The 25,217-nt window shown below is 64.2% G+C and carries 25 protein-coding genes; 13 read left to right on the plus strand and 12 right to left on the minus strand.

All coding sequences use genetic code 11. From position 1 onward, the window contains the following. Positions 1 to 86: 86 nt before the first annotated feature. Entirely contained in the window at positions 87 to 1,340 is a 1,254-nt protein-coding gene (locus AWB76_RS01240) for an ABC transporter substrate-binding protein (RefSeq protein WP_008350833.1), read from the minus strand. 44 nt (positions 1,341 to 1,384) lie between these two features. Between AWB76_RS01240 and AWB76_RS41480 the strand changes: the two genes are divergently transcribed. From AWB76_RS41480 to AWB76_RS01255, 5 genes are all read left to right on the plus strand, one after another. Then, positions 1,385 to 1,582, plus strand: a complete 198-nt coding sequence (locus AWB76_RS41480) for a hypothetical protein (RefSeq protein WP_167357722.1) — start codon at positions 1,385 to 1,387, stop codon at positions 1,580 to 1,582. Positions 1,583 to 1,928: 346 nt separating this feature from the next. Continuing rightward, positions 1,929 to 3,389 carry a glucose-6-phosphate dehydrogenase gene (gene zwf, locus AWB76_RS01245; RefSeq protein ID WP_061158302.1) on the plus strand — a complete coding sequence of 487 codons (1,461 nt, stop codon included), beginning with the start codon at positions 1,929 to 1,931 and terminating at the stop codon, positions 3,387 to 3,389. Then, positions 3,389 to 3,520 (plus strand): hypothetical protein, encoded by a 132-nt coding sequence (locus AWB76_RS42625; RefSeq protein ID WP_279616381.1) that lies wholly within the window; start codon positions 3,389 to 3,391, stop codon positions 3,518 to 3,520. Before zwf ends, AWB76_RS42625 begins: the two co-directional genes overlap by 1 nt. Beyond that, positions 3,517 to 4,227 (plus strand): 6-phosphogluconolactonase, encoded by a 711-nt coding sequence (pgl, locus tag AWB76_RS01250; protein WP_061158303.1) that lies wholly within the window; start codon positions 3,517 to 3,519, stop codon positions 4,225 to 4,227. The genes AWB76_RS42625 and pgl overlap by 4 nt, the downstream gene beginning before the upstream one ends. Then, on the plus strand, positions 4,208 to 6,118 hold the full coding sequence (locus AWB76_RS01255) for a bifunctional transcriptional regulator/glucokinase (RefSeq protein WP_061158304.1): 1,911 nt from the start codon (positions 4,208 to 4,210) through the stop codon (positions 6,116 to 6,118). The genes pgl and AWB76_RS01255 overlap by 20 nt, the downstream gene beginning before the upstream one ends. A gap of 155 nt (positions 6,119 to 6,273) precedes the next feature. On the opposite strand, the gene AWB76_RS01260 is transcribed toward AWB76_RS01255, so the two are convergent. Beyond that, positions 6,274 to 7,419, minus strand: coding sequence for a porin (locus AWB76_RS01260; RefSeq protein WP_061158537.1), 1,146 nt, complete (start codon positions 7,417 to 7,419; stop codon positions 6,274 to 6,276). Positions 7,420 to 7,456: 37 nt separating this feature from the next. Between AWB76_RS01260 and AWB76_RS40615 the strand changes: the two genes are divergently transcribed. After that, positions 7,457 to 7,660: a hypothetical protein gene (locus tag AWB76_RS40615; RefSeq protein ID WP_157696034.1), complete on the plus strand. Its 204-nt coding sequence runs from the start codon at positions 7,457 to 7,459 to the stop codon at positions 7,658 to 7,660. Positions 7,661 to 7,758: 98 nt separating this feature from the next. Here AWB76_RS40615 and AWB76_RS01265 read toward each other — a convergent pair whose 3' ends face one another. The 4 genes from AWB76_RS01265 to AWB76_RS01280 all read right to left on the minus strand — a co-directional run bounded on the left by AWB76_RS01265 (position 7,759) and on the right by AWB76_RS01280 (position 11,696). Continuing rightward, positions 7,759 to 8,907, minus strand: a complete 1,149-nt coding sequence (locus AWB76_RS01265) for a porin (RefSeq protein WP_061158538.1) — start codon at positions 8,905 to 8,907, stop codon at positions 7,759 to 7,761. Positions 8,908 to 9,463: 556 nt separating this feature from the next. Continuing rightward, a complete protein-coding gene (locus AWB76_RS01270; protein ID WP_061158305.1) occupies positions 9,464 to 10,243 on the minus strand; it encodes an ABC transporter ATP-binding protein in 780 nt (259 codons plus the stop codon). Positions 10,244 to 10,268: 25 nt separating this feature from the next. Beyond that, complete coding sequence (locus AWB76_RS01275) at positions 10,269 to 10,982, minus strand: ABC transporter permease (protein ID WP_061158306.1); 714 nt, start codon at positions 10,980 to 10,982, stop codon at positions 10,269 to 10,271. 27 nt (positions 10,983 to 11,009) lie between these two features. Then, complete coding sequence (locus AWB76_RS01280) at positions 11,010 to 11,696, minus strand: ABC transporter permease (protein ID WP_061158307.1); 687 nt, start codon at positions 11,694 to 11,696, stop codon at positions 11,010 to 11,012. Positions 11,697 to 12,189: 493 nt separating this feature from the next. On the opposite strand from AWB76_RS01280, the gene AWB76_RS01285 reads away from it, so the two are divergent. Beyond that, on the plus strand, positions 12,190 to 12,888 hold the full coding sequence (locus tag AWB76_RS01285; RefSeq protein ID WP_061158308.1) for a pirin family protein: 699 nt from the start codon (positions 12,190 to 12,192) through the stop codon (positions 12,886 to 12,888). 67 nt (positions 12,889 to 12,955) lie between these two features. Here the strand turns inward: AWB76_RS01285 and AWB76_RS01290 are convergent, their stop codons facing one another. Then, positions 12,956 to 13,552: a Spy/CpxP family protein refolding chaperone gene (locus AWB76_RS01290; protein ID WP_061158309.1), complete on the minus strand. Its 597-nt coding sequence runs from the start codon at positions 13,550 to 13,552 to the stop codon at positions 12,956 to 12,958. Positions 13,553 to 13,797: 245 nt separating this feature from the next. Between AWB76_RS01290 and AWB76_RS01295 the strand changes: the two genes are divergently transcribed. After that, entirely contained in the window at positions 13,798 to 14,520 is a 723-nt protein-coding gene (locus AWB76_RS01295) for a response regulator (protein WP_061158310.1), read from the plus strand. Beyond that, positions 14,504 to 15,844, plus strand: a complete 1,341-nt coding sequence (locus AWB76_RS01300; RefSeq protein ID WP_061158311.1) for an ATP-binding protein — start codon at positions 14,504 to 14,506, stop codon at positions 15,842 to 15,844. Before AWB76_RS01295 ends, AWB76_RS01300 begins: the two co-directional genes overlap by 17 nt. A 34-nt stretch (positions 15,845 to 15,878) precedes the next feature. On the opposite strand, the gene AWB76_RS01305 is transcribed toward AWB76_RS01300, so the two are convergent. Together AWB76_RS01305 and AWB76_RS01310 are read right to left on the minus strand one after the other, a co-directional pair. Then, positions 15,879 to 16,142, minus strand: coding sequence for a hypothetical protein (locus tag AWB76_RS01305; protein ID WP_008350806.1), 264 nt, complete (start codon positions 16,140 to 16,142; stop codon positions 15,879 to 15,881). Between the two features lie 130 nt (positions 16,143 to 16,272). After that, positions 16,273 to 17,958, minus strand: a complete 1,686-nt coding sequence (locus tag AWB76_RS01310; RefSeq protein WP_061158312.1) for a sensor domain-containing diguanylate cyclase — start codon at positions 17,956 to 17,958, stop codon at positions 16,273 to 16,275. A 690-nt stretch (positions 17,959 to 18,648) separates the two neighbouring features. Between AWB76_RS01310 and AWB76_RS01315 the strand changes: the two genes are divergently transcribed. From AWB76_RS01315 to AWB76_RS01325, 4 genes are all read left to right on the plus strand, one after another. Beyond that, positions 18,649 to 20,412: an ABC transporter permease gene (locus tag AWB76_RS01315; RefSeq protein ID WP_061158313.1), complete on the plus strand. Its 1,764-nt coding sequence runs from the start codon at positions 18,649 to 18,651 to the stop codon at positions 20,410 to 20,412. A 12-nt stretch (positions 20,413 to 20,424) separates the two neighbouring features. After that, positions 20,425 to 21,780: an ABC transporter ATP-binding protein gene (locus AWB76_RS01320; protein WP_061158314.1), complete on the plus strand. Its 1,356-nt coding sequence runs from the start codon at positions 20,425 to 20,427 to the stop codon at positions 21,778 to 21,780. Positions 21,781 to 21,953: 173 nt separating this feature from the next. Next, positions 21,954 to 22,154, plus strand: coding sequence for a type II toxin-antitoxin system HicA family toxin (locus AWB76_RS38830; RefSeq protein ID WP_074171280.1), 201 nt, complete (start codon positions 21,954 to 21,956; stop codon positions 22,152 to 22,154). 11 nt (positions 22,155 to 22,165) lie between these two features. Beyond that, the gene (locus AWB76_RS01325; RefSeq protein WP_061158315.1) at positions 22,166 to 22,567 is read left to right on the plus strand and encodes a type II toxin-antitoxin system HicB family antitoxin; all 402 of its coding nucleotides are present in this window, start codon (positions 22,166 to 22,168) and stop codon (positions 22,565 to 22,567) included. Positions 22,568 to 22,630: 63 nt separating this feature from the next. Here AWB76_RS01325 and AWB76_RS01330 read toward each other — a convergent pair whose 3' ends face one another. From AWB76_RS01330 to AWB76_RS01340, 3 genes are all read right to left on the minus strand, one after another. After that, the gene (locus tag AWB76_RS01330) at positions 22,631 to 23,155 is read right to left on the minus strand and encodes a hypothetical protein (protein WP_061158316.1); all 525 of its coding nucleotides are present in this window, start codon (positions 23,153 to 23,155) and stop codon (positions 22,631 to 22,633) included. Continuing rightward, entirely contained in the window at positions 23,152 to 23,706 is a 555-nt protein-coding gene (locus tag AWB76_RS01335; RefSeq protein ID WP_061158539.1) for a hypothetical protein, read from the minus strand. The genes AWB76_RS01330 and AWB76_RS01335 overlap by 4 nt, the downstream gene beginning before the upstream one ends. 275 nt (positions 23,707 to 23,981) lie before the next feature. Then, the gene (locus tag AWB76_RS01340) at positions 23,982 to 25,046 is read right to left on the minus strand and encodes a sigma-54 interaction domain-containing protein (RefSeq protein WP_061158317.1); all 1,065 of its coding nucleotides are present in this window, start codon (positions 25,044 to 25,046) and stop codon (positions 23,982 to 23,984) included. Between the last annotated feature and the right edge of the window lie 171 nt (positions 25,047 to 25,217).

Here is a 25,217-nt window from a genome sequence, read left to right on the forward strand (position 1 = left end):
AATGTTGCGACGTTACAGGTGCGGTCCTGCGCTGTCTGGCGCCCGCCCGGGCGCATGCGTGGCACGCGCGCCGGGCGGATGCTGTCTTACTTCGTCTTGGCGGCGTTCGCGAGCGCTGCAACCGCGCTCTTCGAATCCTGCGACGAATTCATGAACTTCGTCACGACGTCGGTCATGGCGCCCGCGACGGCATCGCCCTGAGCCATGCCGTGCGCAAGCGACGGAACGTAGCCGCCCGATTTGATCGCCGTCTGTTCATCAGCGTAGGACTTCTTCGCGCAGTCGTCGAACTTATCCATCGGGACGCCCAGACGCACCGGGATCGAGCCCTTGTTCAGGCTGAACTGCTCCTGGAATTCCGGCGTCATGATGGTCTTCGCGAGCGCGAGCTGACCCGGCGTCGCGGCCTTCTGGCCCTTCTGCTGGAAGAACACGAACGAGTCGACGTTGAAGGTGTAGGCCTTCTCCGTGCCCGGCACCGGCGCGCAGACGTAGTCCGTGCCCGCCTTCTTGCCCGCGCCGGCGAATTCGCCCTTCGCCCAGTCGCCCATGAACTGCATGCCGGCCTTGCCGTTGATGACCATCGCGGTCGCGAGATTCCAGTCACGGCCCGTGCGGCCGCTGTCGAAGTAGCCCTGGATCTTGCGGACCGTGTCGAACACCTGAACCATCTTGTCCGAGGTCAGCGTCTTCTGGTCGAGATCGACGATCGCCTTCTTGTAGAAGTCCGCGCCCTGCGACAGCACGACGTCTTCCCACAGCGTCAGGTCCTGCCACGGCTGGCCGCCCATCGCGATCGGCATGATGCCCGCGGCCTTCATCTTGTCCGCGACCTGGAAGAACTCGTTCCAGTTCGTCGGCACCTTGCCGCCGGCCTTGTCGAGCGCAGCCTTGTTGATGTACAGCCAGTTCACGCGGTGCACCGAGAAGGGCGCGGCGACGTAATGGCCGTCAGCGTGGATGATCTTGTCGATTTCCGGCGGCAGGTTCTTCTTCCAGTCGCCCGCGACGGAGTCGATCGGCACGAGCACGCCTTGCTCGGCCCATTCCTGGATCAGCGGGCCCTTGATCTGCGCCGCCGACGGCGCGTTGCCCGAGATGACCTGCGTCTTCAGCGCGGTCATCGCGGCCGCGCCCGCGCCGCCCGCGACAGCGAAGTCCTTCCAGGTGTAACCCTGCTTCGTCATGTCGTCCTTGAGCACGCCGACAGCCTTGGATTCGCCGCCGGACGTCCACCAGTGCAACACGGAAACGGCTTCGGCAGCCTGAACCGCCGACGCCGTCGCGCCGCACAGAAGACCTGCGGCGCACAGCGCGCCCATGAGCTTACGGACTTTCATTGTTTATCTCCTCCAGACACCTGACAAGAAACGATTGGCTCCCGATGCAGCCAGAAGCATGGCTAAGAAGCGGTGGTCAAAAAAACGGCAAAACTGGATGGCCGGAAATCGGCGGTGTCGGCGGGGAAGCGGCAGACGCGCGTCACGACGGACGTGGCGTGCCGGGCCGGCAGACCGATGAACGGCCGCACGGCGCTCAAGAGATGAGTGGGTTGAATCGCAACGGCTGTCTCCTCTTTTGATTTTTGCCGGGCCGCTCAAGCGCCGTCCCGAAGGGCGCACTCGACGGCGAGGCGCGAGGCCTGAACGCAGGTGAGCCGCAAGGGAAGCCTTCCGTGGAAAGCAGCGAGCCGCGTGCTCCGTTAACATGCCCTCAGGATGTCCGCCCGAAAAAAAGCCGGTCGTCAGAGTGATCTGGTTGACACGGCTAATTTCTGGCTTGACGACATTTCCTCTTGATTTGGATTGTAGTTAAACTACAATTCAGTGTCAAAAAAAATTTTATCGGACTACGGCCTCATTCGTGGTCTCATTGGGCGCACGCCCCGATTCAGCTCAACATCCGCTCTCGAACCCAGCCAGAGACTCATGCAAAGCGACTCGAACTTCACCTTCATCCTCTTCGGCGGCACCGGCGATCTCTCCATGCGCAAGATTCTTCCCGCGCTCTACGAGGCGCATCGCGCGGGCATGCTCAATCCGTCAGGCAGGATCGTCTCCGTGGCGCGCGAAGCCAAGGAGCAAGGCGAATACCGCGCGTGGGTCGAGGATCACGTGAAGCCGCATGTGTCGAAGAACGGTGTCGATGAAACCGTGTGGCGCAGCTTTCTCGAGCGCTTCCAGTACGTCGGGCTGGATCTGGGCCGTCCGGAGGACTTCGTCGTCCTGCGCGACGCGCTCGCGCAATTCGACGGCACCCGCGTCTTCTATCTCGCGACCGGTCCGTCGCTCTTCGTGCCGATCTGCCGCGCGCTCGCCGATGTCGGCCTGAACCAGAACGCGCGCATCGTGCTGGAAAAGCCGCTCGGCTACGACCTGAAGTCGTCGAACGCGATCAACGACGCCGTCGGCGAAATCTTCCAGGAAGAGCAGATCTACCGGATCGATCACTATCTCGGCAAGGAGCCGGTTCAGAACCTGCTCGCGCTGCGTTTCGGCAACGCGCTCTTCGAACCGCTGTGGCGGCGCGAATGGGTGGAGAGCATCCAGATCACGATCGCGGAAGAACTCGGCGTGGAAGCGCGCGGCGACTTCTACGACAATACGGGCGCGCTACGCGACATGGTGCAGAACCATTTGCTGCAGTTGCTCTCCATCGTGACGATGGAGCCGCCGCACTCGATGGACTCCGACTCCGTGCGCGACGAGAAGCTGCGCGTGCTGCGGGCGCTGAAGCCCGTCGACGAGCGCGACATCAGCCGCGTTGCCGTGCGCGGGCAATATCATGCGGGCGTGATTCGCGGCACCGCGGTGCCGGCCTATGCGACGGAGCCGGGCGTGCGCCCCGACAGCACAACGGAAACTTTCGTCGCGCTGAAGGTCGAGATCGAGAACTGGCGCTGGGCGGGCGTGCCGTTTTTCCTGCGCACGGGTAAGCGGCTTGCGGACCGCGTCGCGGAGATCGTCGTGAATTTCCGCGCCGTGCCGCATTCGGCGCTCGGCGCGAATGCATTGCGGGCGGGCGCGAACCGGCTCGTGATCCGGCTGCAGCCCAACGAGTCGATTCGTCTCTATTGTCTGGCGAAGCAGCCCGGCGAGGGCATGAATCTCGCGAGCGTGCATCTGGATCTCGCGTTCGACCAGTTCTTCAAGGAAGGACAGATGGAGGCGTATCAGCGTCTGCTGCTCGACGTGATCCACGGCCGCCTCGCGCTCTTCGTGCGGCGCGACGAGCAGGAAGCGGCATGGCGCTGGGTCGAGCCGATCCTGAACGCGTGGGCGTCGGCGGCGAATAAGCCCAAGCCGTACGCGGCGGGCACGTGGGGGCCGGCGGCATCGAGCGCGATGCTCGCGCAGGCCGGCACGTGCTGGCTCGAAGAAGAGAATTGATGGCGTGGGCCGACGCCGCCCGCAAGAGGCGCGCGGCGAGCACGGGGAATGAGGACACCGCTTCGCCCGTCATCGCGACGGCGCGAACAGAAAGCGGATCGATAAACCAGAACAAGCAGGAGGAGCAGTGATCGAGCTTCATACTTTCGACGATCCGCGCGCCCACTCGGACGCGCTGGCGAAAGCCGTGAGCGACGCGCTGAAAGCGTCCCTCGCGGCGCGCGGCGCGGCATCGGCCGATGCCGCGGGTCAAACCACTCACGCCACGCTCGCCGTGTCGGGCGGCACGAGCCCGAAGCCGTTCTTGCAGGCGCTCTCGCGCGAGCCGCTCGATTGGGCGCATATCGACGTGACGCTCGTCGACGACCGCTGGGTGCCCGAAACCGATCCCGCGAGCAACGCGACCTTCGCGCGCGAAACGCTGCTGCAGAACGCGGCGGCGTCGGCGTACTTTCTGCCGCTCGTCGATACGAGCAAGCCGCTCGAGGCGCACATCGCCGAATTGAATGCCGATCCGCGCCGCCGTCTGCCGGACGTCGCCGTGCTCGGCATGGGCGAGGACGGCCACACGGCGTCGATCTTCGCCGACGCGCCCGAATGGGACTTCGCGATCTCCACGCCGGACCGTTTCGTCTCCGTGCATCCGGGCGCGGCGCCGCATGCGCGCGTGAGCCTGTCGATGTCGGCGCTCACGCAGATCGGGCAGCTGTATCTCTTCATCGCCGGGCAGACGAAACTCGACGTATTGAACGCGGCGCTCGCCGCTCCGCAAAAGAACGCCATCTCGACGCTGGCCCACGCTGAAGGAGTGAAGCTCGATGTCTACTGGTGTGCCTAAGACAGCGACTCAGCACGCCGACGGACCGCGCCTTCTGGCCGACATCGGCGGCACGAACGCGCGCTTCGCGCTGGAGACCGCGCCCGGCGAGATCGCGCAGATCCGCGTGTATCCGGGGGCCGATTACCCCGGCATCGCGGAGGTGATGCAGCAGTATCTGAAGGACACGAAGGTTAGCCGCGTGAATCATGCGGCGATCGCGATCGCGAATCCGGTCGACGGCGATCACGTGAAGATGACCAATCACGACTGGAGTTTCTCGATCGAGGCGACGCGCCGCGCGCTCGGCTTCGATACGCTGCTCGTCGTGAACGACTTCACCGCGCTCGCGATGGCGCTGCCCGGTCTCACCGACACGCAGCGCGAGCAGGTCGGCGGCGGCTCGCGCCGGCAGAACAGCGTGATCGGCCTGCTCGGGCCGGGCACCGGTTTGGGCGTGTCCGGCCTGATTCCGGCGGATGACCGCTGGATCGCGCTCGGCAGCGAAGGCGGCCACGCCACGTTCTCGCCGTTCGACGAACGAGAAGATCTCGTTACGCGCTATGCGCGCCGCAAGTTTCCGCACGTGTCCTTCGAGCGCGTGTGCGCGGGGCAGGGGCTGGAGCTGATCTATCGCGCGTTGGCGGAGCGCGACAACTTGACGGTCGCCGACACCTTCACTGCCGCCGATGTCACGTCACGCGCGCTGGAAGGCGAAGCGCTTGCGCTCGAAACGGTGAACTGCTTTTGCGCGATCCTCGGCACGTTCGCCGGCAATATCGCGGTGACGCTGGGCGCGCTTGGCGGAATCTACATCGGCGGCGGCATTGTGCTCAAGCTGGGCGAGCTGTTCCACAAGTCGCCTTTTCGCGAACGGTTCGAGGCGAAAGGGCGCTTTCAGCAGTATCTGTCGGGCATTCCCACGTACATCATCACGGCGGAATATCCGGCGTTCCTCGGCGTCTCGGCGATTCTCTCGGAGCAGCTTTCGAACCGCGCGAACAGCGGCTCGTCGGCGGTGTTCGAACGCATTCGCCAGATGCGCGATGCGCTGACGCCCGCCGAACGGCGCGTCGCCGATCTCGCGCTGAATCACCCGCGCTCGATCATCAACGATCCGATCATCGACATCGCGCGCAAGGCCGACGTGAGCCAGCCGACCGTGATCCGCTTCTGCCGCTCGCTCGGCTGTCAGGGGTTGTCGGACTTCAAGCTGAAGCTCGCGACGGGCCTGACCGGCACGATTCCGGTGAGCCACAGCCAGGTGCATCTCGGCGACACGGCCACCGATTTCGGCGCGAAGGTGCTCGACAACACCGTGTCCGCGATTCTGCAGTTGCGCGAGCATCTGAATTTCGAGAACGTCGAGCGCGCGATCGACATTCTCAACGGCGCGCGGCGCATCGAGTTCTACGGGCTCGGGAATTCGAACATCGTCGCGCAGGACGCGCACTACAAGTTCTTCCGCTTTGGCATTCCGACGATCGCTTACGGCGACCTCTACATGCAGGCGGCCTCGGCGGCGCTGCTCGGCAAGGGCGATGTGATCGTGGCGGTGTCGAAGTCGGGGCGTGCGCCCGAACTGCTGCGCGTGCTCGAAGTGGCGATGCAGCAGGGCGCGACGGTCATCGCGATTACGTCGAGCAACACGCCGCTCGCCAAGCGCGCAACGGTGGCGCTGGAGACGGATCACATCGAAATCCGCGAGTCGCAGCTTTCGATGATCTCGCGCATTCTCCATCTCGTGATCATCGACATTTTGGCGGTCGGCGTGGCGATCCGCCGGGCCGCGCCGAAGCCGGGCGCGAAGATCAGCGAGACGGTCGCGAAGGCGCGTCAATCCAGCGACGATGACGCCGCCGCCGTGCTCGACTGGTTGAGCCACGGTGCATCGGGAATGGCGCGGGATTAACGCTTCCCTGCAGGAACGACAATGCCGCCGGTGAGAACCGGCGGCATTTTTTATCGTGCATCGCTGTGCGGCACGTCGAATAAAAAACGGTGCGACATCCGTATCGGATATCGCACCGTCGCACGCCTCTCGCAGAGGCGTTGCCAACCTGCCGATCAGAACGAGTGCTGGATACCCGCGTACACGCCCGTCTGGCTATGGCCGGCGAGCGGGTTGTCCGTCGACGCAGCCGAGCCGTAGTTGTTGGCGTTCAGGCCATAGTTCGCCGTCTTGCTGTTTCGTGCGGTTGCGACTTGCAGATCGAACAGCGTGCGCTTGGAGATGTTGTACGAACCGCCGACGCTGTAGATGGTTGCGTTACCCGCGCCGTTGTTGCCGTTGACGTGATAGACCGCCGCGATCAGCGCCGCCGCCGGCGTTGCTTGCCACGTCACGCCGCCCCACTCGTGATCGAGCGTGCTCGGCTGGCCGGCCAGCAGGTTTGTCATGCCCGACGTGCGGATTGCCTGATAGCCGCCCTGAACCTTGAACTGGCCGAGGAACAGGTTGACCATCGCCGTGTATTCGCGCGAGTAGGCGTAGGCGCCGTTGCCGCCCGAGCCGCCGTCGAGCGCGTTGTAGGCGCCGCCGAGCGTGCCGTTGCCCGGATTGCGGATCTCGTCATAGATACCGCGAACCTGGAAGTAGGGCGCCGTGTAGGTGATCTGTGCGCCCGCCTCGCGGCCTTGCGCGGTGGTGCCGTTGCCGTTCCAGTTCGTCGCGTTCGAGAGCGCGTATTGGCCGTAGAAATCGAAGCCCGCGACCTTCGGCGATTGATACGAGATGTTGTTGCTCGACTGCGGCCAGTTGCGGCCACGCACCAGCGAAGCGGACGACCAGTTCGACTGCCCGAACGGATCGAAGTCCCACACGCCGTTCGAGATGAAGAGCTCGCGACCGAGCAGCACAGTACCGAACCGATCGTTGGCGATACCAACCGTCGCCCAGCGATTGAAGAGGTTGCCTTGCGCCTGGCCGTTCATCGCGTTGAAGCCGTTCTCCAAATGGAACACGGCGCGATTGCCGCCACCCAGGTCTTCGACGCCCTTGATGCCCCACAGGCTCGTGCCCCAGTCGCCGCTTTCCGCGCGGAAGCGATGCGTGCTGCCAGTCGCGGCGCCGTTCGGGCCGGCGCCCGTCGGCACGCCGGTCATATATTCGAGTCCCGCGTCCAGGCGGCCGAACAGCGTCACGCTGCTTTGTGCATGCGCCGCTGCGCTGAACGCCAACAGTGCTGCCGACGCGAGCAAAACCTTCTTCATCATCCCCTCCAACATCCGTGAAAAATTGAACATACGCATGACGAAGCATCGCCATGAACCGGCGAGCGGCGTCATTCCTCATTTTTTTCAGGATTGTGAAGCAGAACTATTTTCTGTGAAGCACGCTTTCGTCATTTTGATTGTCAATTTGACAAATGTCGTGCGTGAGCCGGAAAGCGCCCGGATCGCCGTTCGTCATGCCAGGCGTCGCGGGGATCGAAAAGGTCGCGAGCAGAAGTAAAAAACGGTGCGATACCCTTTCGGGCACCGCACCGATACGCGCCTCTCGCAGCAGCGTGAAAACCTTCTAAGAAAAGACTCTTCGGCCAGACTCGTCGATTAGAACGAGTGCTGGATACCTGCGTACACGCCGGTCTGGCTGTGGCCCTGGAACGGGTTGTCCGTCGAGGCAGCCGTACCGAAGTTGTTGGCGTTCAGGCCATAGTTCGCGGTCTTGCTGTTCTGCACCGTCGCGACCTGCAAGTCGAGCAGGGTGCGCTTGGACAGGTTGTACGAACCGCCGGCCGTGTAGATGGTCGCGTTACCCGCGCCGTTGTTGCCGTTCACGTGGTAGACCGCGGCGATCAGCGCCGCTGCCGGCGTTGCTTGCCACGTCACGCCGCCCCATTCGTGATCGAGCGCCGTCGGCTGGCCGGGCAACTGACCCGTCATGCCGGAACTGCGGATGGCCTGGTACGCGCCCTGGATCTTGAACTGGCCGAGGAACACGTTGAACATTGCCGTGTACTCACGCGAGTAGGCGTACGCACCGTTGCCGCCATTGCCGCCGTCGATCGGGTTGTACACGCCGCCGAGCGTACCGTTTGCCGGGTTGCGGATTTCATCGTACATACCGCGGATCTGGAAGAGCGGCGACGTGTAGGTGATGTACGCGCCAGCTTCACGGCCTTGCGGCGTGGTACCGTTGCCGTTCCAGTTCGTCGCGTTGGAGAGCGAGTACTGACCGTAGAAGTCGAAGCCCGCGACCTTCGGCGACTGGTACGAAATGTTGTTGCTCGACTGCGGCCAGTTGCGGCCACGCACGAGCGACGCCGACGACCAGTTCGACTGACCGAACGGATCGAAGTCCCACACGCCGTTCGCGATGAAGAGCTCGCGACCCAGCAACAGGGTACCGAACTGGTTGTTGGCGATACCGACCGTTGCCCAGCGATTGAAGAGACCGCCGCCGCCCGGGCCCTGACCCGTCATGGTGTTGAAGCTGCCTTCCAACTGGAACACGGCACGATAGCCGCCGCCCAGATCTTCGACACCCTTCATACCCCACAAGCTCGTGCCCCAGTCGCCGCTTTCCGCCTTGAAGCGGTGCGAACTGCCGGTGGCAGGCGCGCCGGCCGGGCCGGTCGGCACACCGTTCATGTATTCAAGGCCCGCGTCCAGGCGGCCATACAGCGTGACGCTACTCTGAGCGTACGCTCCCGCGCTGAACGCCAGCAGTGCTGCCGACGCGAGCAAAGCTTTCTTCATCATCTCCTCCAACCCTGTCAAGAAATAGAACCCAAGTGCTGCTGTGTGGTTCGATGCGAGCGCACCCAACCGAAAATTGTTTTTCAGAGGAAGGACACGCGCGGGCTGTGGTGCAAGTGACGATTCGCACGTCGTGGGCGCGAACCTGACGCCGATCCGTCGATCGGTGCCGTTCCTCAGTTTCTTTTGGACTTTTGAAGTAAAACTACTTTTTGCGTACTTCGTTTTGGTACTTTGGTTACCAATTTAACAAAATACGTTAATACCGCCAAAGAAATTTACGGTTCGGCGCGCGTCTGTGTCAAAAATGCAATGCCCATGTGTCAGCCGCACTACCCACAGCATGGGAAACACCCCGCAAAGCCTTATTCCATCAGGGCTTTAGCGCCATGTAGGTTTCGGGGTCAGGTTTGTCGCCTATTGACGCACGTGCGTCGTGGCGCTAGGTCGGCGAAGGGCGCGAAAGAGGCTGTTACCGTCGCGCCCAGACGCAAAAAAAGCGTCTCACGGACGCTTTTTTTGGAGTGGAAGGTTGCTTCTGGCAACGGTCGTGCGTTTATTTCAGGCTGCCCGCCAGGAACTGCTTCAGCCGCTCGCTCTTCGTATTGCCGAATACTTTGTCGGGATGGCCTTCTTCCTCGATGCGCCCCTGATGCAGAAACACGACATGGTTCGACACGTTGCGCGCGAATGCCATCTCGTGCGTGACGACGATCATCGTGCGGCCTTCCTCGGCGAGCGTCTGCATCACCTTCAGCACTTCGCCGACGAGTTCCGGATCGAGCGCGGAGGTCGGCTCGTCGAAGAGCATGACGTCGGGATGCATCGCGAGCGCGCGCGCAATGGCCACGCGCTGCTGCTGCCCGCCCGACAGATGCGACGGATACTGCTTCTCCACGCGCGGCGCGAGCCCGACTTTCTCCAGATACATGCGCGCGCGATCCTCGGCTTCCTTCTTCGTCAGCCCGAGCACGTTCACGGGCGCTTCGATCACGTTCTCCAGCACATTCATGTGCGACCAGAGATTGAAATGCTGGAAGACCATCGAGAGCTTCGAGCGGACCTGCCGCAATTGCTTCGGGTCCGCCACTTTCAGCGCGCCGGTCTTGTCCTTCAGGGTGCGAACTTCGGCGCCGTCGACGAAGATGCGCCCCTGGTTCGGCTGTTCGAGGAAGTTGATACAGCGCAGCATCGTGCTTTTGCCCGAACCCGACGAGCCGATGATGCTGATCACGTCGCCGGCCTTGGCCTTCAGCGACACGCCCTTGAGAACTTCGTTGCTGCCGTACTGCTTGTGAATATCGTCGACGAAAAGCTTGTGCTGCTGGGAAATCATGAACGGTCCTTGAGCGGCGATGGTCTTATTTGCCTTGCGGCCGCAAATAAGCGAGCCAGCGATGCTCGGCGCGGCGGAACAGCCACACGAGCGCGAACGAGATACAGAGATAGAGCAGGGCGGCGAGGCCGAACGCCTCGAACGACTGATACGTCGCCGAGTTGACGTCGCGCGCGATCTTGAGGATGTCCGGCACGGTCGCCGTGAATGCGACGGTCGTGGCGTGCAGCATCAGAATCACTTCGTTGCTGTAGTACGGCAGCGCGCGCCGCAGCGCCGACGGAAGAATCACCCGACGATACAGCGTGAAGCCCGACATGCCATATGCGCGCGCCGCTTCGATCTCGCCGTAGGGCGTCGCCTTGATCGCGCCGGCGAAAATCTCCGTCGTGTAGGCGCACGTGTTCAGCGTGAACGCGAGCAGCGTGCAGTTCATGCCGCTGCGGAAGAATTCGGCGAGCAGCATGTGGTCGCGCACAACCTGCAGGCTGTACAGACCCGTGTAGCAGAGCAGCAGCTGCACATACAGCGGCGTGCCGCGAAACACATACGTATACAGCCACACCGAGCGCGAGAGCAGCTTGTTCTTCGACACCCGCGCGACCGCGAGCGGCACCGAAAGACAAAAGCCCAAGCCGATGGAAATGACCAGCAGCCACATCGTGATCGCGAGACCGGTGATGCGGTAGCCGTCGGTGAAGAGGTAGTTCTTCCAGTATTCCTGGATGATTTCGATCATGATCCCTGCCGCCCTGTAATGGACCGATTAGAGGTCGGCCTTGCGCACGCCGATGGAATAGCGCCGCTCCAGCCAGATCAGCACGAGATTCGAGACCGTGGTGATCGCGAGATAGACCGCGCCCGCGAGAAGCGTGAAGAAGAAGAAACGCAGCGTGCCCTTGCCCGCGTCCTGCGAGGCCTTGACGACATCCGCGAGACCGATGATCGACACGAGCGCCGTCGCCTTGACCATCACCTGCCAGTTGTTGCCGATGCCCGGCAGCGCGAAACGCATCATCTGCGGAAACATGATGCGCGCGAAGGTCTGCCACGGCGTCATGCCGTAGGCCGCGCCCGCTTCGAGCTGGCCGCGCGGCACGGAGAGAAACGCGCCGCGGAAGGTTTCGGTGAAATACGCGCCGTAGATGAAGCCGAGCACCAGAATGCCGGCGAGGAACGGGTCGATGTCGATCTGATCCCAGCCGATCGCGTCGGTGAAGAGGTTCAGCCAGATCTGGATACTGTAGAAAAGCAGCAGCATCAGCACGAGATCGGGCACGCCGCGGATGAGCGTCGTATAGACGGTGCCGACACCCGACGCCAGGCGGTTTTTCGACAGCTTCGCCGCCGCGCCGATCAGACCGATCACGAAGGCGAACACGAGCGACAGCACCGCCAGCTTGACGGTCTGCCAGGTGCCCGCGAGGATCAGCGGGCCGTAGCCTTGCAACATGGTGATTCCTTGGTAAGGTGCCTAACGTGCATGGAGCGCGACGAGCGCGGCGCGCGGCGGTCGTGCGCGCGAAGCGTCCCGGCGGTCGCGCCCGTGGATGACGGCGCGGCGCGCGATGCGAATCTCTTCATGTCTCTCCTCAGCCGATGACGCTTTGCTCCGCGCGTTCGACTGTCCCGCTCCGGCCCGCTTCCGCGTGATGCCTAGCGGTCGGTATTCTAGATGGTCAAAATTGCGAGTTGCCGTTGCCGTTGCCGTTGCTGATCGCCCGATCGACGCGCATTGGCGCATCGCGGACGATTTCCGCCCGGCGCAGCCCGGAAAAGCGCGGTATTTTACCCGAAGCGTGCGAGCGCGCGAGCGCTTGAGTCGGATGTGTCCGATTAGATGCACCAGCGAAACGATGTAGTGCCGCGGCACGCGTTGTTTCAAAGGGGCGGCGCCCTTACATTCTCTCCATCGCAAAACAACGCCTTGGGCGGGAGCAAACATCATGTTCGACATTCGCCGCAGCAACGAACGGGGCCACGCAAACCACGGCTGGCTCGATTCGTACCACAGCTTTTCGTTCGCCGACTATTACGATCCGGAGCACATGCACTTCGGTGCGCTGCGGGTGATCAACGAAGATCGCGTCGCGGGCGGGCAGGGTTTCGGTGCGCACGGCCATCGCGACATGGAAATCGTCAGCTACGTGCTCGACGGCGCGCTTGCGCACCGCGACAGCATGGGCAACGGCTCGACGATCCGTCCCGGCGACGTCCAGCGCATGAGCGCCGGAACCGGCGTGCGCCACAGCGAATTCAACGGTTCGCCGACGGACACCGCCCACTTCCTGCAGATCTGGATCATTCCGGATGCCCCGGGCGGTGCGCCCGGCTACGAGGAAAAGCGCTTCGCCGACGATGAAAAGCGCGGCCGTCTGCGCGTGATCGCATCGCCGGAGGGCACGGACGGCTCGGTGAAGATCGGCGCGAACGCGCGCATCTTCGCGGGTCTCTTCAATGGCGACGAGCGCGCGGACTTCGACGTGCCGGCCGGCCGCCGCGTGTATGTGCACGTGGCGCGCGGCGCGGTGACGGTGAACGGCGAGGCGCTCGGCGCGGGCGATGCCGCGAAGCTGGAAGATGTGTCGAAGGTGACGCTCGAAAAGGGCGACAACGCGGAAGTGCTGCTGTTCGACCTCGCCTGATTGCCGTCCGGTGTGACAAAGGCCGCGGGGCTTACGCTCCGCGGCCTTTTCTCATGCGCCTGCCGCCTTACGGCTTGGCGGTGGCCGATGCGCCGGCCGCCGCACCCGGAGTGCTGTCCGGGCCGCCGCGGTGCTTGCCCCAACGCTCATGCATCTTGTGCTCGTGCTCGCGCATCATCGCGAAGTGCTTCTTGAGCGCCGTACTGACGGTCGTCTTCTGCTGGTCGTTCAGCGAGTTGTAGAAGTTCAGCCACGCCGTCGCGGTCTGCTCGCGCAGTTGCGCGTTCTGCTGCTCGATCTTCTGGTGCGCCGCGTGCATCGCGTTCAGGTCGAGGATGGGCTGGTCTTCCATCGACTTCATCTGATCGTGCATCTGTTTGAAGCTTTCGCGCATCTGCTGATGGTTCTGCTTCATGGTCGTGAGCGCGGTCTGCCACAGCTTTTCCTGATCCGCGTTCAGCTTCAACTGGCCGTGCAGCGCGTCCAGTTGTTTCTGCATGCGCATTTCCATATGGTGGCCGCCGGGACCGCCGGGGCCGCCCATCATGGCCGGGCCGCCAGCCGGCGGCGCGCTCGGCGCGTCGTTCGTGGCGGCGTAGGCCGTGCCGAACGTCAGCGCGATTGCGGCAGCGGCGGCGGTAAGGATGCGATATTGCTTGGCCATCTCGATACTCCCTTGATTGTTTTCGAAGCCGAAGCCGCGAGGCCCTGATCGACGTGTCGTTTGGTGCGTCGAGGTCTTGCGCTTGTCGGTGAAACACAGCGTAGGGGTTCGCGGCGGCCCGCGTGTTACGGCATGGTTCAGGCTTATTACGCGGGTTTACGCCCCGCTTTCGCCGTAACACCCCGTAACCCTTATGGCAGGGCTGTCATCAATCGAGGCCTGACTCACGCGCTAAACTCCATCCCATGACTACGCAAATACTTGTCGTCGACGACGACGCCGAACTGCGCGACCTTCTGCGCGACTATCTGGTCCGGCAGGGCATCGAGGTCTCGGTGCTGCACGACGCCGGCGGTCTCGAACGCCGCATCGAACGCGAGCGGCCGGATCTCATCGTGCTCGATCTGATGATGCCGGGTGTCGACGGGCTGACCGCGCTGAAACAACTGCGCGCGTCCGGCGACGACATCCCCGTCATCATGCTGACCGCGCGCGCGGATGACGTCGACCGTATCGTCGGACTGGAACTGGGCGCGGACGACTACCTCGGCAAGCCGTTCAATCCGCGCGAACTGCTCGCGCGGGTGCAGGCGGTGTTGCGCCGCCGCCGCACGATCCCGTCCGCCGCGCCGGAGCAGCGCGAGCCGTATTCGTTCGGCCGCTTCAGGCTGGATTTCCAGTCGCGCACGCTGCAGCACGACGACAAGCCGCTCACGCTCTCCGGCAGCGAATTCGCGCTTCTCAAGATTTTCGTCAATAACCCGATGCGCACGCTCACGCGCGAGCGCCTGCTCGAACTGCTGCACGGCCCGGAATACGACGGCACCGACCGCGGCATCGACGTGCAGGTCTGGCGCCTGCGCCGCATCCTGGAAACCGATCCGTCGGCGCCGCGCTTCATCCAGACGGTGCGGGGGCGCGGTTACGTGTTCGTGCCGGACGGCGAGCAAAATGCGCCGGGCAATTGATACGCTGTTCGGCCGGCTGGTCGTTATCGTCATCGGCATGCTGGTCTTGTCGCATGTCGCGTGGTTCGCGATCATCCGTTTCGAGCGCGACAACGTGCAGACGCGTTTTGCCGTCGAGGAGGCCGTGTTTCTCGTCGAGGCGGTGCGTCAGCACATCACGAATACGCCCGACCAGCCTTTGCCGCCGCGCGTGCGGCTCGTCGCGCTCAATAGGCCGGACGTGCCGAAGCAACCCGACGAGGACACGCCGCCGCCGTTGCAGCGCTTTGTCGAAGATCTGAAGGATCGCCTTCCCGACGGCACCGAGGTGCGCCTGAACGAGCCCGGCGGCCCGCCGAGCGTGTGGGTGCACGGCGCGAAGGACGACGGCTGGATCGTCGTGCCGGTGCAGCCATTACGGCCGCCACGCTCGCGCGACCGCATGCTCGTGTGGCTCGCGCTGATTTTCTCGACCGCCGTGCTCGCCGCGCTGTGCGGCGCGTGGCAGTTGCAGTATCCGCTGCGCGCGCTCGCGCAGGCGGTCGGCCGCTTCGGGCGCGGCCAGCCGACGCCGCCGGTGCCGGAGCGCGGCCCGCGCGAATTGCGGCAACTCACGCACGGCTTCAATCAGATGGTCCGCGAAGTCTCGCAGACGGAGAACGACCGCGCCGTGATGCTCGCGGGCGTCGCGCACGATCTCAAGACGCCGCTCGCGCGCCTGCGTCTGCGCGCCGAAATGATGGACGACGAGAAGATGCGCGACGGCGTCGTGCGCGACGTGGACTCGATGGCGCATATCGTCGATCAGTTCCTCGTCTTTGCGCACGATCGCCCGGACGGCAGCGAGCCGGTGCCCGTCGACGAGCAGTGCGAGCGGATCGTGCGGGCCTATCGCGCGGTGGCGCCGGGCGCGCAGCCGATTCGCCTGAAACTCGAAGCGGGGCCCGCTTTCGTGCTGCCCGCCGCGTCGCTGGACCGGCTGCTGTCGAATCTGCTGGACAACGCGCATGCGTACGGCGCGCCGCCGGTCGTCATCGAGACGCGGCGGGAAGCAAAAGGCTGGGTATTGTCCGTGTCCGACCACGGCAGGGGCATCGCGCCGGAGGATCTCATCAAGGCGAGCCGGCCGTTCGTGCGGCTCGATCCGGCGCGCGGGGGAAGCGGCCACAGCGGGCTCGGGCTCGCGATCGTCGAGCGGCTCGCGCGGCGGGCGGGCGGCGAATGCGAGATCGGCAATCGTGCCGAGGGCGGATTGCAGGTCGCGATGACCTTTCCGTTCGACACCGCCACGCGGCCGGCGCAGGAACGGCGCGCCGGCCCGCAGCACGAGGAACGCGCGCTGTAATGGCGCGCTGATAAGGACGAAAGGCGGCGCGGCGTCAGTCGAACAGGGTTTCGAGCGCCGAGGCCGCTTCGCTGTCCACCGTGTTGTACGTCACGGTCGACGCCTCGAAAATGTAGTGCGTCGTGTACTTGCCGAGGCGCGAGAGAATCTCCTCCTGAATCACTTCGGGCGCGAGATCGATCTTCAGGAACCACGTCGTCGACGACAGCCGCGTCTGAAAAGAGCCGTACTCGGCGAGCAGGTGGTCGAACGTTTCTGCGTCCTGATCCCGGCACACAATGACCAGATTTCCCTTCATGCAATCCTCCCGATTCACGCCAGCGGCATTCGATTTCGAACAACGATGATACCTGCGCGATGCGTTGCGCGTCGCGACAGCCGGACGAACGCGCGGTGACTCGACGCGCCGATGCGTCGCTCGAGGCCGCCTACTTGCCGGCGAGCGTGTCTTCGGGATGCCGCGCCGACGGGCCGGGATCGGCGGGGCGCACTTCGCTGCGGTCGCGTCCGCGCGATTTGGCCTCGTAGAGCGCGAGGTCGGCGCGGGAGAGAATCCATTCGAGCGCGTCGTCGGGCGCGAGCTCCGTGATGCCGATGGACACCGACAGCGCGGCATCGTCCGGCAAATGCGCGCAATGCTCGTGATGAAAGCGCTTCCTCAGGCGTTCGAGCACGGCCTGAGCGTCGGCGAGCGCGGTTTGCGGCAGCAGAATGCCGAATTCCTCGCCACCGAGCCGCCCGATCGCATCGCTCGGACGAAGCTGCGCGCGGCACACTTCGACGAAATGTTCGAGCGCGCGATCGCCCGACGCGTGACCGAAGCGGTCGTTGATCTGCTTGAAGTGATCGAGATCGGCGATCGCGACCGACAGCGGCGTGCCGACCGAACGCGCAAGCTCCACTTCGTGACGCAGCGTGTCGAGGAAATAGCGCCGGGAGAGGGCGCCTGTCAGCGCGTCATGCCGCGCTTCGGCTGACAGCAGCGTATTGGCCGACTGCAACTGCTCGGCGAGATCGCGGGTTGCGCGGTGCAGCCGGCGTTCGCGCGAGTACGACGTCGCGATCACGATGGCGAGCGTCACGACGCCGAGCATCGTCAGAAACACGAGGAAGCGGTCGCGGCTGTGATTGCGGCTGATTTCCGGCCAGCTCGTGAGCGGATGCACGATATGCGCCGACAGCCCCGAGTTGAGGCCGGTGCGCTCGTCGTAGAGCGAGGGCACGTTGCTGCCGTTGGCGGCGTAGAAGGTCTGCGCGAGCGAGGGCGCGAGCCAGTGCTCGGACGCGCGCATCTGTTCGCCGATGTGCGACACGCGCAGTTCCGGGAACGACTCGCGCCGGTAATGCTCGACGCGCTCGCGCTCGGTCATGCGTGCGACGGGCGCATTGGGCATCGCCTGGTATTCGAGCCGGCCGTCGTGCGCCATCACGACGACGCCGTTCTCGTCGGTCACGAAGGTGCCGGCGCGCGAGACCCAGTGCCGCAGCCGGTCGATGCTCACTTTGGCGATCACCGCGCCGACGAGGATGCCGTCATCGTAGGCGGGCGCCGCGATGAAAATGCCCGGCTCGCCGGAAAGCCGTCCGACGCCGTACATTTCGACGAAGCCGCCCAGCAGCGCCCGCGCGACATAGCCGCGAGCGCTCATGTCGTAGCCGATGAAGCTGTTGTCGTCGTCGGCGTTGCTCGACGCAATGCAGAAGCCGCGTTCGTTGACGAGCCAGATGGAGTCGAGGCCGGAAAAGCCCTGTGCGTCGTGCAGGAAGTGGTTGACCTTCTCGAGCGCGGGGCGCGCGGTCCAGTCGGTGCGGCGTTCGAGTTCCGTCCCGGCAGGGTTCGAGGCATAATTCCGCGACTCCGCGAGCGCACGCTGCGTGAGATCCATCTGCGCGAGCGTGGCGGGAATGGCGCGCGACATCGCCAGATCGCTCGCGATGATCTGCGCCATGTTGTCGACGATCGACGCCGCCATCTGGCGCTCGGTGCGCACGGTCGCCGTCATCTCCTGTTGTACCATTCGGTCCGACAACAAGCCGGCGGCGATCCAGCACGCGAACGCCAGCACAGCGATGCCGAGCGTCGCGATCACACGGTGCAGGATGAGCTTGTTCATCGGGCGCGCGCGGGAATGGGGGTTCACGCGGGGTTCACGCGCGGCGCGAGCCGCGAGCGCCGTGCGCTCCGGTGCCCGCAACGCGGGCGCACGGATTGCAGCGCGTGGTGTCTGCCGCGGTTCGGCTCTCGCCCGCGGCGGGGCGGCGGGCGAGGCTCAGGCGGTCTTCGGTCTCGGGTCTGGCGTCTCGCATCGAATCGGCGCTCAAATTATTGTTTGTGATAAGCCCAGATTGGACGATGTTTTTGGCCGCCCATCAAGGGCATTGTTCAGGCGTGCGACGTGTGTCCAACATAACGGGTGCGCGCCATGCGACCGAAGCCGAACTGAAAGGAAGCGAAAGCTTGCGAGCGCCGGGCGCCTGTCACACAGGCAGCCCCTTCATTTTGCCCGCGCCGTGCCGAAGAGCAACAGAAACATCGCATGAATGGCGCGGCGGACCGCATGAAGGTTGTGCCTGTCACACGGGTTGGTGTAGTGTCGCCCGGTTCAGCGCGGGGATCGTCTGACGCGGCGAATGCCTGACGCCGTCGTTCTTGCTGAACGTGTCGTTGTTTAAGCGTGCGCGTGCGTTGAGCATGGGCGCGTTCCGGGCCAAGGCTTCTGGCCCGGCTGACGGATTTCTTGCCGTCTCAAGCATTATCCCGCGCCCGGCGCGGTCGGAACAAAGCCTTACGGGGAGGGCCTTGCATGGAATTTGGTTTCAATCTGAAGCGCACGGCGAATGCGTCGGCCTGGCGGATCCTGCCCAACCGCTGGGATTTCGTCGCGTTCCCGATGATCATCTGCATCATCGCGCTCGCCGCGGTCGGCTTCCATGAGACGCTGGCGCCGATCTCGACCTTGCAGACGCAGGCGATCTCGCTCGATCCCGCGAATCTCCCCGAATACGCGTTGCGCACTACCTTGCGCATGCTGCTGGCGATGGTCGCATCGCTCATTTTCACGCTGGTCTACGGCACGCTCGCGGCGAAGAGCCGGCGCGCGTCGATCGTGCTCGTGCCGATTCTCGACATCCTCCAGTCGGTGCCGGTGCTGGGTTACATCTCCTTCACGGTGACGTTTTTCCTCGCCATGTTCCCCGGGCGCGTGATCGGCGCCGAATGCGCGGCGATCTTCGCGATCTTCACGAGCCAGGCGTGGAACATGACGTTCAGCTTCTATCAGTCGCTGCGCACGGTGCCGCGCGATCTGGACGAAGTCTCGCGCGGTTTTCATCTCACCAACTGGCAGCGCTTCTGGAAGCTCGAAGTGCCGTTCTCGATGCCGGGCCTCATCTGGAACATGATGATGTCGATGTCGGGCGGCTGGTTCTTCGTCGTGGCGTCCGAGGCGATCACGGTCGGCAATCGCACGATCGTGCTGCCGGGCATCGGCGCGTATCTGGCCACCGCCATCGGCGAGCGCAATCTCTCCGCGATCGGCTGGGTGATCCTCGCGATGACCATCGTCATCCTCGCTTACGACCAGTTGATGTTCCGCCCGCTCGTCGCGTGGGCCGACAAATTCCGCATGGAGAACACGAGTTCGGGCGACGCGCCCGAGTCGTGGCTGCTCGACCTGATCCGCCGCACGCGCCTGATTCACCGTCTGCTGGTGCCGGCCGGCTGGATTCTCGCGAAGGTGGCGCGTGTGCCGATCAAGCTGCCGTCGCTGCAGGGCGCGCTGGAAAACGTGGGCCTGCCGTTGCGCGCGAAGGTGCCATCGACGCGCGCCGGCGATATCGCGTGGGGCACGGTCGTGCTGCTGGTCACGGCGTTCGTCGTGTGGAAGGTAGCGTCGTTCGTCGCGACGGGCGTGAGCTGGAGCGAAGTCGGCCACGTGTTCCTGCTCGGCTTCATCACGCTCCTGCGCGTGGTCGTGCTGATCGCGATCGCCTCGGTGATCTGGGTGCCGCTCGGCGTAATCATCGGCCTGCGTCCGGCGCTCGCCGAGAAGATCCAGCCGCTCGCGCAGTTTCTCGCCGCGTTCCCGGCGAACCTGCTGTTTCCGGTGTTCGTCGTCGTGATCGTGCGCTGGCATCTGAACCCGGATATCTGGCTGTCGCCGCTCATCGTGCTCGGCACGCAGTGGTATATCCTTTTCAACGTGGTCGCGGGCGCGTCTTCCTATCCGAACGATTATCGCGAGGCGGCGACCAACTTCCAGATTCGTGGCTGGCAGTGGTGGAAGAAGTGCATGCTGCCCGGCATTTTCCCTTACTACATCACCGGCGCGATCACCGCGTCGGGCGGCGCGTGGAACGCGAGCATCGTCGCGGAAGCGGTGTCGTGGGGCAAGACGGAGGTCGTCGCGCACGGCCTCGGCGCCTACATCGCCCAGACGACCGCCGCCGGCGATTACCCGAAAATCATTCTCGGCATTGCCGTGATGTCGCTGTTCGTCACGCTGTTCAACCGACTGTTGTGGCGCCCGCTATACGCCTACGCCGAAGCAAGACTCCGGCTGGATTGAGGACGAGTTCCGATGCAGAACCTGAAAACTACGCAGACGTCCGCTGCGCAAAGCGCGCAGCGACCCCAGGGCACACCGCCGCGACTCGGCGCGGAGATTCTGCGCGTCGCGAACGTGAGCCGCGGCTTCAACAAGACGCAGGGCGAGCTGCTCGTGCTCGACGATGCGAACCTGTCGCTGCGCGAAGGCGAGATCGTCGGATTGCTCGGACGCTCGGGCTCGGGCAAGTCGACGCTGTTGCGCATCATCGCCGGGCTGATCGAGCCGACGGGCGGCGAGGTGACCTATCTGAACGAGCCGTTGCGCGGACCGGCGAAGGGCGTCGCGATGGTGTTCCAGACCTTCGCGCTCTTTCCGTGGCTGACCGTGCTGCAGAACGTGGAAGCCGGTCTGGAAGCGCAGGGCGTGGGTGCGCGCGAGCGGCGCGAGCGCGCGCTGGCCGCGATCGATCTGATCGGTCTCGACGGCTTCGAGAACGCGTATCCGCGCGAGCTGTCGGGCGGCATGCGCCAGCGCGTCGGTTTCGCGCGGGCGCTGGTCGTCGATCCGACCTTGCTGCTGATGGACGAGCCGTTCTCCGCGCTCGACGTGCTGACCGCCGAAAACCTGCGCACCGACCTGCTCGATCTCTGGACGCAAGGACGCATGCCGATCAAGTCGGTGCTGATCGTCACGCACAACATCGAGGAAGCGGTGTTCATGTGCGACCGCATTCTCGTGCTGTCGTCGAATCCGGGCCGCGTGATGGCCGAGATCAAGGTGCCGTTCAAGCATCCGCGCAATCGCCTGGACCCGGCGTTCCGGCGTCTCGTCGACGATATCTACGCGAAGATGACCGCGCGTCAGATGGACGAAGCGAAGAAGAAGGGGCTGGAGCTCGGAAGCTGGCTGCCGGAGGTGTCGACGAACTTGATGGCGGGTCTCATCGAAACGCTCGCGGCCGAGCCGTATCACGGCCGCGCGGACATGCCGGAAATCGCGCGTACGCTGCATCTCGAGGTCGATGACCTCTTTCCGATCGCGGAAGTGCTGCAACACCTCGGTTTCGCCGATGTCCGCGAGGGCGACATCTTCCTCACGCCGCAGGCGCGCGTGTTCGCCGAGTTCGGCACGCAGGAGCGCAAGATGATGTTCGCGGAGCATCTGCTGCGGCACGTGCCGCTCGCGGCGCGGATCAAGAAGGTGCTGAACGAGCGGCCGGGGCATCGCGCGCCGCGCGTGCGCTTCGAGCAGGAACTGGAGGACTTTCTCTCCGACAAGGCCGCGCAGGAAACGCTCGATGCGGTCATCGACTGGGGACGGTATGGCGAAATTTTCTCGTACAACGACCAGACTGAGATGCTGAGTCTGGAGGATGTGGAGGCCTGAGCCTCTTTGCGACGCAAGCCTGCGAAGCGCGGTTGCCGGTGACGGCGCCGCGCTTTTTGTTTGCGCGTCGGCCGTTTGGCTGAATGTTCGCGAAGTGCGTTGAATCGTAACGTTTTCGTCTTGAAGATCATTGCTGCGTGTGTAAAGCTACACACGCGGCGTTCGGAGACGAGATGGATTCATCGCGCTTGATACGAATGCTCGTAGATGACGGCTGGCACCTTGTTCGCACCAGGGGCAGCCATCATCAATTCAGACACAAAACGAAACGCGGTCGCGTAACCGTGGTTCATCCCAGGAAGGACATGGCAATCGGGACCGTCCGATCGGTACTGAAAGGCGCCGGGTTGCTCAACCGTTTGTATTCGTCGTAACGGAGTTGGACATGGAATTTGCCCTCGCCATTCATAAAGATCCCGATAGCTGCTACGGCGTGACCGTGCCCAATGTGCCCGGCGTGTTTTCGGCCGGCGATACGATCGACGAAGCGATTCACAATGCCAGGGAAGCCATCTTCTTTCACATCGAATCGATTATCGAAGACGGAGAGGAGGTCGAAATCAGGTCGACGAGCATCGAGGAACTGATTGTCGATCCCGATTTCGCCGGCGCCATCTGGGCCTACGTCGAAGTCGATCTCTCCAAACTCGACTCGCGTCCCGAGCGCATCAACATCAGCCTGCCGCGCTTCGTGCTGCACAAGATCGACAGCTACGTCGAAGCGCGCCACGAGACCCGCAGCGGCTTTCTCGCGCGGGTGGCGCTCGAGGCCATCGCAAACGGTTGAATCAAGAAAAAAGCGCGGTCTCCGTCAAGAGATCCGCGCTTTCGACGAACGGTCCGCGACGAACTACTGCAAATTCCCCCAGCGCTCGACCGCAGGCTCCGCCGATGCCCATTTCCATCCTTCCGTCTGCTTGCAAGCCGTCGCGATGAACCACGCGGCGGGCGCTTTCGCGTCGTCGCCATCGACCACGGAGAACGCGAATTCCTTGCAGCTCGCGAGCGCGCTGTTGAACTCGCGCAGCACGCGCACTTCGCCGTGGCCGTTCTCGACGGGCAGCGTGTGCTTGACCTTCCACGGCCGCGTTTCGCCCACCTGCGACATGCCCGCCGTCACCGCGATCATGACCTGCTGATCCTGATGCAGCGACTTCATCGTGCGCGCGACGAATTCGTCGGTGGCCGCCTGCACCGCCACGCCGACGCCGAAGCCCACAGCCGGGTTCGTCGTGAACGCGCCCGTCGCGACGCCCGCCACCGCGCCTGTCGCGGCACCGATCGATCCGCAGCCGCTCATCGTCACGCACGCGGCGACGCCTGCCGCGACGAGACCGAGGCGCAGCGCAAAAGGTACGTCGAGCGCCAGCGTCATTGCAGCGCGCCCCAGCGAGGCGTGGCCGGTTCAGCCGATGCCCATTTCCACTTGTTGCCGTCGCGGCATACCGAAGCCACGTAGAACGCGCTGTCGGCGGGGCGATCCTTGGTGGCGTCGCGATCGACGGAGAACACGATCTCCTTGCAATCGAGCACGCCGCTGCTGATGGTGCGGCTCACCGTGACGCGGCCTTTCTCGTCGTCTTCGATCGGCACCGAATGCACGGCCTTCCACGGTGCGACCCCGCCGACCGCGAGCGGGCCGGCAACCGAGGCGATCTGATCCTGCGTGTCGGTATGCACGACGCGCTGCGTGTACTGCACGCCCGCGCGCGCCGCGGCGACGGCGCCGAGGCCGATGCCCGTCGCCACCGCGGCGTTGTTGGTGATACTGCTCGCCACGGCCGCGCCCGCGATACCGGCGCCGGCCGTCGCGCCTTCGCTATAGAGCGAGTTGCAGCCGCTGAGGCTGATGCAAGCGATAGCGCCCGAAATCATCGCGGCGAGCGCGGCGGCGCGCGGCCCGCGCCGATGAACCCTGATCTGCATGTTGCTTTCCTTCGTCTTCCGTATCCCGACGCCTGCCATCGGGGTTCGAGGGGCTCGAATCTACTTGAGGTGTCGCCCTCAAGTGACCGCCCGGCAACGCAGAGACAGACGCGAGGCGCGGGCTTCGCGCATTTTGAAGCATGCTTCTAATTACCGCTTTGAGAAAATTGCAAGAAATTGCAAGCGAGAAGAGCACGATTCGATCCACATCGACCGGAATAAAAAAAGCGAGCGCGGTTTGGGGGCGCTCGCTTCATGGACATGCGGATGGGGGCTCAGCTATCGCTGGTCGATGTCGTGTCGCCGCCTTCGTCCTCGTTCTCGTACGCGCCGAGGCGGTTGTACAGCGTCTTCAGGCTCACGCCGAGCGCCTTCGCGGCGCGCCGCTTGTCCCCGCCGCAATGCTTGAGCGTGCCGAGGATGATCTGCTTCTGCGCATCGGCGAGGGGCGTGCCGACCCAGACGTTCATCGCATCGCCTTGCGTGACCGGCTTCTTCACGCGCGACGCGAGATGCGGATGCGCGATTTCGACAGTCTTCTCCGCGAGGATGAACGCGCGATAGACCGTGTTTTTCAGCTCACGCACATTGCCCGGCCACGAATAGGTCCGCAGCACGTCGAGCGCGCGCTTGCTGAAGGCTTTGCTCGTGCCTTCCTGCGCGTTCATCTCCGAGAGGAAATGCTGCGCGAGCAGTTCACGATCCGAATCGCGTTCGCGCAGCGGCGGCGCGCGCAGCGGGAAGACGGCGAGGCGATACATCAGGTCCTCGCGCAAGCCGTTCTCTTTCACGGCGGCGACGGGATCGCGGTTGGTCGCCGCGATCACGCGCACATCGGAACTGATCAGATCATTGCCGCCGACGCGGAAGAAAGTGCCCGTCTCCAGCGCGCGCAGGAGCTTCACCTGACGCACGGGCGACATTTCGGTCACTTCGTCGAGAAAGAGCGTGCCGCCGTTCGCATGCTCGAAATAGCCGATGCGCCCCTGCACCGCGCCCGTGAAGCTGCCTTTCTCGTGGCCGAAGAGCTCGGCCTCGATGAGGTTGTCGGGAATCGCGCCGCAGTTCACCGCGATGAACGGCGCGTCCTTGCGCGCGCTTTGGTCGTGGATCGTCCGGGCGACGAGCTCCTTGCCGGTGCCCGACTCGCCGATGATCAGCGCGGTCGCATCGGTCGCGGCCACGCGCTCGATTTGCGCGTACAGCTCCTGCATCACGGGCGACGAGCCATAGAGCAGTCCATAAGACTTCAAGCCCGGCACTTCTCCCGTGTTGCGCTTTCGTTGCGCGGGTGTATCGCCGACCGCGGTGGGCGGCGGATCCAGATCGGTTGACGCCATGTGTCCTGATCGTTCCTGAGTTCTGCGTATGTCGTGAGCGGGCGGCGGGCCTCGCGCGAGCGTATCCGGTATGTGCTCGGCCGGGCGCGGTACGGCGCGCGCGAACGGCGCAACCGTGTCAGACCGCGCACATCGGCAGATGACGCGCGGTGCGCGCTGCCCGTTCGGCGC

The organism is Caballeronia temeraria (genome assembly GCF_001544795.2).
In the GTDB taxonomy this organism is placed as follows: domain Bacteria; phylum Pseudomonadota; class Gammaproteobacteria; order Burkholderiales; family Burkholderiaceae; genus Caballeronia; species Caballeronia temeraria.